This window comes from Streptomyces sp. NPDC054956, assembly GCF_053609185.1.
Window position 1 is genome coordinate 1 of record NZ_JBSGXB010000280.1, and the last position, 10,295, is coordinate 10,295.

12 protein-coding genes are annotated in these 10,295 nt (G+C 72.5%); 9 read left to right on the forward strand and 3 right to left on the reverse strand.

Annotated elements, in window-relative coordinates:
* Positions 1-113 precede the first annotated feature (113 nt).
* Genes ybaK through ACWGDE_RS30940 form a run of 3 tightly spaced genes read right to left on the reverse strand, consistent with a single transcriptional unit; the run spans position 114 to position 3,000 of the window.
* Positions 114-602, reverse strand: coding sequence for a Cys-tRNA(Pro) deacylase (ybaK, locus tag ACWGDE_RS30930; RefSeq protein WP_453392334.1), 489 nt, complete (start codon positions 600-602; stop codon positions 114-116).
* A 24-nt stretch (positions 603-626) separates the two neighbouring features.
* Entirely contained in the window at positions 627-1,364 is a 738-nt protein-coding gene (locus ACWGDE_RS30935) for an LON peptidase substrate-binding domain-containing protein (protein WP_453392335.1), read from the reverse strand.
* 34 nt (positions 1,365-1,398) lie between these two features.
* Positions 1,399-3,000, reverse strand: a complete 1,602-nt coding sequence (locus ACWGDE_RS30940; protein WP_453392336.1) for an oxidoreductase — start codon at positions 2,998-3,000, stop codon at positions 1,399-1,401.
* A 146-nt stretch (positions 3,001-3,146) separates the two neighbouring features.
* Between ACWGDE_RS30940 and hisD the strand changes: the two genes are divergently transcribed.
* The 9 genes from hisD to ACWGDE_RS30985 are packed head-to-tail and all read left to right on the forward strand — an operon-like array spanning position 3,147 to position 10,258.
* Entirely contained in the window at positions 3,147-4,487 is a 1,341-nt protein-coding gene (gene hisD / locus ACWGDE_RS30945) for a histidinol dehydrogenase (protein WP_453392337.1), read from the forward strand.
* Positions 4,484-5,635 carry a histidinol-phosphate transaminase gene (locus ACWGDE_RS30950; RefSeq protein WP_453392338.1) on the forward strand — a complete coding sequence of 384 codons (1,152 nt, stop codon included), beginning with the start codon at positions 4,484-4,486 and terminating at the stop codon, positions 5,633-5,635. The genes hisD and ACWGDE_RS30950 overlap by 4 nt, the downstream gene beginning before the upstream one ends.
* Positions 5,632-6,225, forward strand: coding sequence for an imidazoleglycerol-phosphate dehydratase HisB (hisB, locus tag ACWGDE_RS30955; protein ID WP_215035049.1), 594 nt, complete (start codon positions 5,632-5,634; stop codon positions 6,223-6,225). The genes ACWGDE_RS30950 and hisB overlap by 4 nt, the downstream gene beginning before the upstream one ends.
* Before the next feature lies 1 nt (position 6,226).
* Positions 6,227-6,394 carry a hypothetical protein gene (locus ACWGDE_RS30960; protein WP_453392339.1) on the forward strand — a complete coding sequence of 56 codons (168 nt, stop codon included), beginning with the start codon at positions 6,227-6,229 and terminating at the stop codon, positions 6,392-6,394.
* Positions 6,391-7,041, forward strand: coding sequence for an imidazole glycerol phosphate synthase subunit HisH (hisH, locus tag ACWGDE_RS30965; protein WP_453392340.1), 651 nt, complete (start codon positions 6,391-6,393; stop codon positions 7,039-7,041). The genes ACWGDE_RS30960 and hisH overlap by 4 nt, the downstream gene beginning before the upstream one ends.
* The gene (gene priA / locus ACWGDE_RS30970; protein WP_453392341.1) at positions 7,041-7,775 is read left to right on the forward strand and encodes a bifunctional 1-(5-phosphoribosyl)-5-((5-phosphoribosylamino)methylideneamino)imidazole-4-carboxamide isomerase/phosphoribosylanthranilate isomerase PriA; all 735 of its coding nucleotides are present in this window, start codon (positions 7,041-7,043) and stop codon (positions 7,773-7,775) included. Before hisH ends, priA begins: the two co-directional genes overlap by 1 nt.
* On the forward strand, positions 7,772-8,188 hold the full coding sequence (locus ACWGDE_RS30975; RefSeq protein ID WP_453392342.1) for a RidA family protein: 417 nt from the start codon (positions 7,772-7,774) through the stop codon (positions 8,186-8,188). Before priA ends, ACWGDE_RS30975 begins: the two co-directional genes overlap by 4 nt.
* A complete protein-coding gene (gene hisF, locus ACWGDE_RS30980) occupies positions 8,185-8,940 on the forward strand; it encodes an imidazole glycerol phosphate synthase subunit HisF (RefSeq protein ID WP_453392343.1) in 756 nt (251 codons plus the stop codon). The genes ACWGDE_RS30975 and hisF overlap by 4 nt, the downstream gene beginning before the upstream one ends.
* Before the next feature lie 19 nt (positions 8,941-8,959).
* On the forward strand, positions 8,960-10,258 hold the full coding sequence (locus ACWGDE_RS30985) for an MFS transporter (protein WP_453392344.1): 1,299 nt from the start codon (positions 8,960-8,962) through the stop codon (positions 10,256-10,258).
* Positions 10,259-10,295: the final 37 nt, after the last annotated feature.

The window sequence follows — 10,295 nt, forward strand, 5'->3', positions numbered from 1 at the left end:
GGCGGTCGCCGCCCTCCGCCGATAAGACCCGATCAAACGCGGGGGGGGCGGATTTTTCCCCGCCCCGCCGGCGTTGTAGGGGACAGCCCCGCAGGGCCGGGGCCCGCCCGAGGCTACGCGCGGGCGATCGGGGCCAGGGTGGCTGTTGTCAGGGCGGTGAGCGTGGCCGCGGCCAGCTCGACCTCCAGGCCGCGGCGGCCCGCCGAGACGCAGATCGTGGGGAAGGCAGACGCCGAGACGTCCAGGACCGTGCGGAGGCGCTTGCGCTGCCCCAGCGGGGAGATCCCGCCCAGCACGTACCCCGTAGTGCGCTCCGCCAGCGCCGGATCGGCCATCGCCGCCCGCTTCCCGCCCACCGCGGAGGCCAGCGCCTTCAGGTCGAGGCTCCCGGAGACCGGCACCACCGCCACCACCAGGGAGCCGTCCACGTCCGCCAGCAGCGTCTTGAAGACCTGGGAGGGGGAGACCCCGAGCGCCTGCGCCGCCTCCTCGCCGTACGACGGGTGCGCCGGGTCGTGGTCGTAGGCGTGGACGGTGAAATCGGCTCCGGCCGCTGTCAGGGCCACGATCGCCGGAGTGCCCGCCGGTTTCTTCTTCGCCATCGGTGCTCCGTCAGCTGGTGCTCGTCAGTTCGGGCTCGTCGGTGCGCGGGTCAGGTCCACCGCGGGGAGCGAGGGGAGGTGGCGGATGACGGCCGTCTCCGCGCGCAGCAGCTTCAGCTCCTCCGCGAGGCGGGTCGCGGTGTCCGGGGCCTGGAGCAGCCGCTGCTTCGCCGGGATGTCCAGCACCGCCGCCGCCGCGACCAGGTACGAGACCACGGACGGCTCGTCGGGCAGGTCCGTACTGGTCAGGGACCGTTCGCGGGCGCCCGCCAGGCGCTTCTGGTAGTTCCGGAACGCCCGCAGCACGCCCTCGGCCAGCGCGCCCGCGCCATCGCCCGCGTCCTCCGGGAGCTCCTCCAGCTCCGCCACCAGGAACGGCCCCGAGGCGTCGACCGACAGGAGGCGGACCCGGACCGTGCCGGTCGCCATCACCTCGAAGCTGCCGTCCTCCCGCTCCCGGATCGAGGCCGCGTCCGCGATGCAGCCCACCCGGTGGAAGGCCTGGACCGGGTCCGCGCCGAAGCCCGCGGCCGGGCCGCGCTCGGGCAGGGAGGTCTGGTCCGGCAGACCGGGTGCGGTCGGGGCCACCTCCCGGCCGTCGCGGATCGCGACGACCGCGAAACGGCGCGGCTCGTCCTCGCCCGCCTTCAGCAGCTCGCGCATCATGGCGCGATAACGCTCCTCGAAGATGTTCAGCGGGAGGACGAGTCCCGGGAACAGCACCGAGTTCAGCGGGAAGAGTGGCAGGCGAACGGTGGTCACGAGGCACAGGGTAGTGGCCGCGGGCGGGGACCCGTCACCCCCGCCTCAGCAGCCGGGACGCGCCCGCCGCCACCGTCGTGGCCAGGATCCAGCCCACGATGACCAGCGCCGCAGCCCCCCACTGCCAGCCGCCCTTCAGGTTCCACTGGTCCTGCTGCCCGAGGTCGATCACCGGAAGCAGCAGGTCCAGGGCGTACAGCACGGGGTTCCACTCGGGGTGCTCGTCCGCCTTGATCGGCGCGGGCTCGTCGTGCAGGTAGAAGAGCAGGGCGCCCGCCGCCCACAGCACGGTCATCCACAGCGCCGCCCGCCCCGGCCGGTAGCCGTAGACCACCGTCCAGTCCTGGAGGTACCCCCACGCCCGCAGCGCCGGGGGGAGCGTGGTGCGCCGCCGCCGCTGCTTGGCCAGCAGCACCTCGCGGGCGTCGGCGTCCTCCCCGGAGGCGCGCAGTACGGACGCGAGCCGCTCGTACGGCTCCGGGGAGTACTCGGGCGTGGCCGCCTCGACCCACTCCAGCCGGCGGGCGAGCGGGAAGTGCCCCCGGGGCGCGAGGCTCTCGTAACCGAAACCCTCCATGGAGACCCGCCCCGGGCCCGGCCAGCTCGTGGAGGTGTCGACGAGCTTGACCACCCGAGCCCCCGACAGCACCACCCGCCCGAGCTCCGGCCGCTCGCCCACGAAGCGGAGCTCCGGGGTGTGGATGCGGCGCAGCGAGACCTCCTGGTCGTCCGTGAGGGTGAACCGGGCCCCGTAGAAGTCGACCGCGTCGCCGAAGCGCCCGTCGTCCAGGCGCAGACCGCCCCGGCACTCGAAGCGCTGTGCCCGCTGCCCCCGGGCGGGGGTCCGGCCGAACCCGTACGGCGGAGTGGAGGAGTCGGAATCGCCCGGCGCGTAGTCCAGCGCGATCGAGGTCAGGTACAGCGTCCGCTCGACGGTGAGCTGGGGTGCGTTGAGCGCGCGCCGCCCGTACGGGTTGCGCAGACGGGCCCCGCGCAGGTTCATCGACACCCCGACCTTGGCGCCGCGCAGGCTGACCTCCCCGTACGTCTCCAGCAGCTCCCCCTGGAAGTCCTGCGCCACCGACATCCCGTCGGCGGCCAGGGCCCGCCCCTTGCTGTCCCGCTGCACCACCGCCTGGCTGATCAGCAGGTCCGTGCCGATCTGCGCGTCGGTCAGCCGGATGCCCCGCGCCACCCGGCAGCGCGCCAGGTGCAGGTCGCCCTCGGTGTGCAGCCGGGCCGCGTCCAGCCGGGGTATCGCGCAGTTCACCAGGCGCAGGGTGCCGAAACGGGCCTCGGAGAGCTGGATCTCCCCGTCGAACCGGCACGACTGGAGTTCCACGTACGGGGCGACGGTGCCCCCGGAGAGGTCCAGGCGGCCGGTGATCCGCACGCCCCGCAGCTTCAGCGAGGCCACCCGGCCCGGTACCGGGCCCGGACCGTGGAGCAGCAGCAGCGCCACCACCTGGGCGCGGACGCTGCGCTCGGCCCCCCAGACCACGTCGGCGTGCGGATCGTCCCGGTTCGCGGCACGGGCGCTGAGATCGCAGACGCTGCCCGTGCGGTAGGCGTTCCACATGCGCTGTTCGGCGCCGGTGAGATCGGCCGGTTCCTCGCCCACGCGTGCTTCGGCCATGGCGGCCCCCCTCCGCTGTCACGACGGATGGCACCGCGTGTACGTGAACGCTAAACGGCGGCTGTGACATCCGGGAACGTCCGGGGCGTGTATCAGCCAGTGATACGGACGAACGGTCGCGCGAGGCGGTCTGAGAGAATTGACGGGTGATCTCTCGTATCGACCTGCGCGGTGACACCCTCCCCGAGGGTGGCGCCCTGCGCGACCTGCTGCCCCGTGCCGAGTTCGACGTGGAAGCCGCCCTGGAGAAGGTGCGGCCCATCTGCGAGGACGTCCACCATCGTGGAACGGCGGCGCTGATCGAGTACGCGCAGAAGTTCGACGGAGTGACCCTCGAGCAGGTCAGGGTGCCCGCCGAGGCCCTCAAGACCGCCCTCGACGAGCTCGACCCGGCCGTCCGCGCCGCCCTCGAGGAGTCCATCCGGCGCGCCCGGATCGTGCACCGCAACCAGCGCCGCACCGAGCACACCACCCAGGTGGTCCCCGGCGGAACGGTGACCGAGAAGTGGGTTCCGGTGGAGCGCGTGGGGCTGTACGCCCCGGGCGGCCGCTCGGTGTACCCGTCCTCCGTCGTCATGAACGTCGTACCGGCCCAGGAGGCGGGCGTCGGCTCCATCGCGCTCGCGTCCCCGCCGCAGAAGCCCGCTTTCGAAGGTGACCCAGCCGGCGGTCTGCCGCACCCGACGATCCTCGCCGCGTGCGCGCTGCTCGGCGTGGACGAGGTGTACGCGGTGGGAGGGGCCCAGGCCGTCGCGATGTTCGCGTACGGGACTGAAGAGTGCCTGCCCTCCAACATGGTGACCGGCCCCGGCAACATCTGGGTCGCCGCCGCCAAGCGCTACTTCACCGGCAAGATCGGCATCGACACCGAGGCCGGCCCGACCGAGATCGCGGTCCTCGCGGACTCCACGGCCGACCCGGTCCACGTCGCCGCCGACCTGATCAGCCAGGCCGAGCACGACCCGCTGGCCGCCGCCGTACTGGTGACGGACTCCGAGGAGCTCGCGGCCGCCGTCGAGAAGGAGCTGGAGCCGCAGGTCGCGGCCTCCAAGCACGTCGAGGACCGGATCAAGCCCGCGCTGGCCGGCCGGCAGTCCGCGATCGTGCTGGTCGACACCCTGGAGGACGGCCTCAAGGTCGTCGACGCGTACGGCGCCGAGCACCTGGAGATCCAGACCGCCGACGCGGCCGCCTGGGCCGCCCGCGTGCGCAATGCCGGCGCGATCTTCGTCGGCCCGTGGTCCCCGGTCTCGCTCGGCGACTACTGCGCCGGCTCCAACCACGTGCTGCCCACCGGCGGCTGCGCCTGCCACTCCTCGGGCCTGTCCGTGCAGTCGTTCCTGCGCGGCATCCACATCGTCGACTACACGCGCGACGCCCTCGCCGAGGTCACCCACCACGTGGTGACCCTGGCCGAGGCCGAGGACCTGCCCGCGCACGGCGCGGCCCTCAAGGCACGATTCGGGTGGAAGGTTCCGCAGGCATGACCGGCATCACCGACAGCACCGACGCCCCGGACACCGCGGACGTCATCGGCATCGACGACCTCCCCATCCGGGACGAGCTCCGCGGCAAGACCCCGTACGGCGCCCCGCAGCTCGACGTGCCCGTCCAGCTGAACACCAACGAGAACCCGTACGGGCTGCCCGAGGAGCTCGTCGCGCGCATCGCCGAGCGCGTCGCCGAAGCCGCCCGCACCCTCAACCGCTACCCCGACCGGGACGCGGTCGAGCTGCGCACCGAGCTCGCCGCCTACCTCACCCGTACCGGCAAGCACCCCGTCGCGCGCGAGAACGTATGGGCGGCCAACGGCTCCAACGAGGTCCTGCAGCAGCTGCTGCAGACCTTCGGCGGGCCCGGGCGCACCGCGATCGGCTTCGAGCCCTCGTACTCGATGCACGCGCTGATCGCGCGCGGCACCGGCACGGAGTGGATCTCCGGGCCGCGCCGCGAGGACTTCACCATCGACGTGGAGGCCGCCGAGCAGGCGATCGCCGCCCACAAGCCCAACGTCGTCTTCATCACCTCGCCCAACAACCCCACGGGTACCGCGGTCGGGGCGGAGACGGTCCTGGCCCTGTACGAGGCCGCGCAGGCGGCCGGGCCCTCCCTGGTCATCGTGGACGAGGCCTACGTGGAGTTCAGCCACCGGGACTCGCTGCTGCCGCTGCTCGAGGGCCGCCCCAACATGGTGGTCTCCCGGACCATGTCCAAGGCCTTCGGCGCCGCCGGCCTGCGCCTGGGCTACCTGGCCGCGCACCCGGCCGTGGTCGACGCCGTACAGCTCGTACGCCTGCCGTACCACTTGTCGGCCGTCACCCAGGCGACCGCGCTGGCCGCCCTGGAGTACACCGACACGCTGCTCGGCTACGTCGAGCAGCTCAAGACCGAGCGCGACCGCCTGGTCGCCGAGCTGCGGGGCATCGGCTTCGAGGTCACCGACTCCGACTCGAACTTCGTGCAGTTCGGCAGGTTCGAGGACTCCCACACCGCCTGGCAGAAGATCCTCGACCAGGGTGTCCTGGTCCGGGACAACGGCGTGCCGGGATGGCTGCGGGTCACCGCGGGCACCCCGGCCGAGAACGACGCGTTCCTGGAAGCGGTTCGCGCACTGAAGAAGGAGCAGCACGCATGAGCCGCATCGGACGGGTCGAACGGACCACGAAGGAGACCTCGGTCCTCGTCGAGATAAACCTCGACGGCACGGGCAAGGTCGACGTCTCGACGGGCGTGGGCTTCTACGACCACATGCTCGACCAGCTCGGCCGCCACGGCCTCTTCGACCTCACGGTCAAGACCGAGGGCGACCTGCACATCGACAGCCACCACACCATCGAGGACAGCGCGCTCGCGCTCGGTGCCGCCTTCAAGCAGGCTCTCGGCGACAAGGTCGGCATCTACCGCTTCGGCAACTGCACCGTGCCGCTCGACGAGTCCCTCGCCCAGGTGACCGTGGACCTGTCCGGCCGCCCCTACCTCGTGCACACCGAGCCCGAGAACATGGCGCCAATGATCGGCTCGTACGACACGACGATGACCCGGCACATCTTCGAGTCCTTCGTCGCGCAGGCCCAGATCGCGCTGCACATCCACGTGCCCTACGGCCGCAACGCGCACCACATCGTGGAGTGCCAGTTCAAGGCGCTGGCCCGGGCCCTGCGCTACGCCGCCGAGTTCGACCCGCGCGCGGCCGGCATCCTGCCCTCCACGAAGGGCGCCCTCTAGCGTGAACGGGCTCAACACGATCCTGATCGTCCTCGGCCTCTTCCTGGCCGGCGGCGTCTACTCCTTCCAGAAGCAGCAGATGCCGAAGTCGGTCGTCATCCTGCTCGCCATCGGCTCCGTGATGTGCCTCGTCGCCGGAGTCCTGCGGATCCAGGGAATTTGGGAATGAGCGCAGTCAGCCCCACCAAGAAGGTCGTCGTCTTCGACTACGGCTTCGGCAACGTCCGCTCCGCCGAGCGCGCGCTCGCGCGCGCCGGCGCGGACGTGGAGATCACCCGCGACTACGACAAGGCCATGGACGCCGACGGACTCCTCGTCCCCGGTGTCGGTGCCTTCTCGGCCTGCATGAAGGGCCTCAAGGACGCCCGCGGCGACTGGATCATCGGCCGCCGGCTCTCCGGCGGCCGCCCGGTCATGGGCATCTGCGTCGGCATGCAGATCCTCTTCGAGCGCGGCATCGAGCACGGCGTGGAGACCGAGGGACTCGACGAGTGGCCCGGCACGGTCGGCCCGCTCAAGGCCCCGATCGTCCCCCACATGGGCTGGAACACGGTCGAGGCCCCGGCCGACAGCCAGGCCTTCGCCGGCCTGGACGACGACGCCCGCTTCTACTTCGTGCACTCCTACGCGGCCCACGACTGGACCCTGGAAGTCACCAACCCGCTGATCAAGGCGCCCAAGGTCACCTGGGCCACGCACGGCGAGCGGTTCGTCGCGGCGGTGGAGAACGGGGCCCTGTGGGCCACCCAGTTCCACCCCGAGAAGTCCGGGGACGCCGGCGCCCAGCTCCTCACCAACTGGATCGAGACCCTGTGATGACGACCTCGAAGAAGCTCGAGCTGCTTCCCGCGGTGGACGTCCGCGACGGCCAGGCCGTCCGCCTCGTCCACGGAGTGTCCGGCAGCGAGACCTCCTACGGCTCCCCGCTCCAGGCCGCCCTCGCCTGGCAGGCCTCCGGCGCCGAATGGCTGCACCTGGTCGACCTCGACGCCGCCTTCGGCACCGGTGACAACCGCGCGCTCGTCGCCGAGATCACCGGCGCCATGGACATCAAGGTCGAGCTCTCCGGCGGCATCCGCGACGACGCCACGCTCGCCGCGGCCCTCGCCACCGGCTGCACCCGCGTCAACCTCGGCACCGCCGTCCTGGAGACCCCCGAGTGGGCCGCCAAGGCGATCGCCGAGCACGGCGACAAGATCGCGATCGGCCTCGACGTACGCGGCACCACCCTCAAGGGCCGCGGCTGGACCAGCGAGGGCGGGGACCTCTACGAGACCCTCGCGCGCCTGGACTCCGAGGGCTGCGCCCGGTACGTCGTCACCGACATCGGCAAGGACGGCACCCTCACCGGCCCCAACCTGGAGCTGCTGAAGAACGTCTGCGCCGCCACCGACCGGCCCGTCGTCGCCTCCGGCGGCATCTCCTCCCTCGACGACCTGCGCGCGCTGGCCGCCCTGGTCGACGCCGGCGTCGAGGGCGCGATCGTAGGCAAGGCCCTGTACGCCAAGGCGTTCACGCTCGAAGAAGCCCTGAAGGTGGTCTCCGCATGAGTTCCGAGAACAGCTCCACGCATCGTTCCGACGTCCGACGCATCTCTTCCGGCGGCGCCTACGAGGACGTACTCGGCTACTCCCGTGCCGTCCAGCTCCCCAACGGGCTGGTCCTGGTCTCCGGCTGCACCGGCGCCGACGCGGGCGGCCCGTACGACCAGACGAAGAAGGCCTTCTCCGTGGCCTTCGCCGCCCTGGAGCAGGCCGGGCTCGGCCCCGAGCACGTGGTCCGCACCCGGCTCTACCTCACCCACGCCCGTGACGTGGACGAGGTCGGCCGCGCCCACAGCGAGCTCTTCGACAAGATCCGCCCCGCCTCGACGCTGATCATCGTCAACGGGTTCGTCGACCCGAGCATGGTCGTCGAGGTGGAGGTCGAGGCCTTCGGCCCCGTCGAGGGAGGCTCCGCGTGACCCTCGCCGTACGGGTGATCCCCTGCCTGGACGTCGACAACGGCCGGGTCGTCAAGGGCGTCAACTTCCAGAACCTGCGCGACGCGGGCGACCCCGTCGAGATGGCCAAGCTCTACGACGCCGAAGGCGCCGACGAGCTGACCTTCCTCGACATCACCGCGTCCTCCGGGAACCGTGAGACCACCTACGACGTGGTGCGCCGCACCGCCGAGCAGGTCTTCATCCCGCTGACCGTCGGCGGCGGCGTGCGCACCGCCGACGACGTGGACAAGCTGCTGCGGGCCGGCGCCGACAAGGTCGGCGTGAACACCGCCGCCATCGCCCGTCCCGAGCTCATCCAGGAGATCGCGGAGCGCTTCGGCCGGCAGGTGCTCGTCCTGTCCGTGGACGCGCGCCGCACGGCCTCCGGCTCCTTCGAGGTGACCACCCACGGCGGCCGGAAGAGCGCCGGCATCGACGCCGTCGAATGGGCCCACCGGGCGGCCGAACTGGGCGCCGGGGAAATCCTGTTGAACTCGATGGACGCGGACGGTACCAAGGACGGCTACGACACCGAGATGATCGCGGCCGTGCGCAAGCACGTCACGGTCCCGGTGATCGCCTCGGGCGGCGCGGGCAAGCTCGCGCACTTCCCGCCGGCGATCGCGGCGGGCGCCGACGCGGTGCTCGCGGCGTCCGTGTTCCACTTCGGCGACCTGCGCATCGGGCAGGTCAAGGACGCGCTGCGCGAGGCGGGCCACCCGGTCCGCTGAGGTTCCACCTGGGGGCGGGTTGAACGGGAACGGGGTCGGGGACGGCGGCCGGGGCGGCTTCGGCAGCGGCGGGACCGTCTGGCGGGACGCCAACGTGCTGCGCTGGCTCGCCGCCTACGGGTCCTCGCTCATCGGGGACGGGGTCTACTTCCTCGCCCTCGGCTGGGCGGCCGCCCAGACGGCCGGCCCGGCCGAGGTCGGCCTGGTCATGGCCGTCGGCGCGGTGCCGCGCGCGCTGCTGATGCTGGGCGGCGGGGTCGTCGCCGACCGGTTCGGCCCCCGGCTGGTCGTCATCTCCTCGGACGCCGTGCGCTGCGCGGTGATCCTCGTACTGGCCCTGCTGGCCGCCCTCACCTCCCCGGGACTGTGGGCGCTGGTCCTGGTCGCCCTGGTCTTCGGCGTCGTGGACGCGCTGTTCATGCCGGCGGTCGGGGCGCTGCCGCCGCGGATCGCGGCCCCCGGACAGCTGGTACGGGTCCAGGGGCTGCGCAGCCTGGCCGAACGCGTCGGGCACACGGCGGGGCCGCCCGCGGCGGGCCTGGCGATGGGCCTCGGCGGGCCGGCGGCGGCCTTCGGGGTGGCCTCGGCGCTGTTCGGGCTCTCGCTGGTGCTGCTGCTGGCGGTACGGATCTCCCCGGTGGCCGCCTCGGGCGGCGCGGCCGTCGCCGCCGACGGCGCCCGGGGGAGCGCAGGCCCCGAGACGCCCTGGCAGCAACTGCTCTCCGGGCTCGGGTACATCCGCCGGCACGGCCTGATAGGACCCCTGGTCCTGTCCGGGGCACTGAGCCAGCTGGGTACCTCGGCGCCGATGACGCTGGGGCTGATCCTGATCGCGGGGGAGCGGGGCTGGGGCCCCGGCGGGGTCGGCTGGATCGTCGGCGGCATGGGCGTGGGCGCGGCGGCGAGCGCGCTGGTGCTGACCCTGATCCCTCGGTTCCCCCGGGCCGGGGCGGTCCAGAACCTCACCCTGATCGTCGGCTCGGCCGGCATCGGAGGGCTGGCCCTGACGCCGAGCCTGCCGGTGGCGGTGGCCCTGGCCGTGCTGACGGGGCTGGTGTGCGGGATCTGCGGGGGCCTGGCGATCGCCCTGATCCAGACGGCCACCGACCCCTCGTACCTGGGCCGGGTCAGCTCCGTGATGGCCTTCACGGCGGTGGGGCTGGCGCCGCTGGCGTATCCGGTGTTCGGTCTGGCCGCGAATGTGTGGGGCGTGACCCCGGTCTTCCTGGCGGGTGCGGCGGTGTCGATGGCGGGCGCGATCGTGGGCACCTCGGCCCCCGCGGTCCGCCGCGCGGAACTGGCCTTCGCGCCTTCCTGACGCGTCCCCCGCGCCTCAAACGACGGCGGGGCTGGAT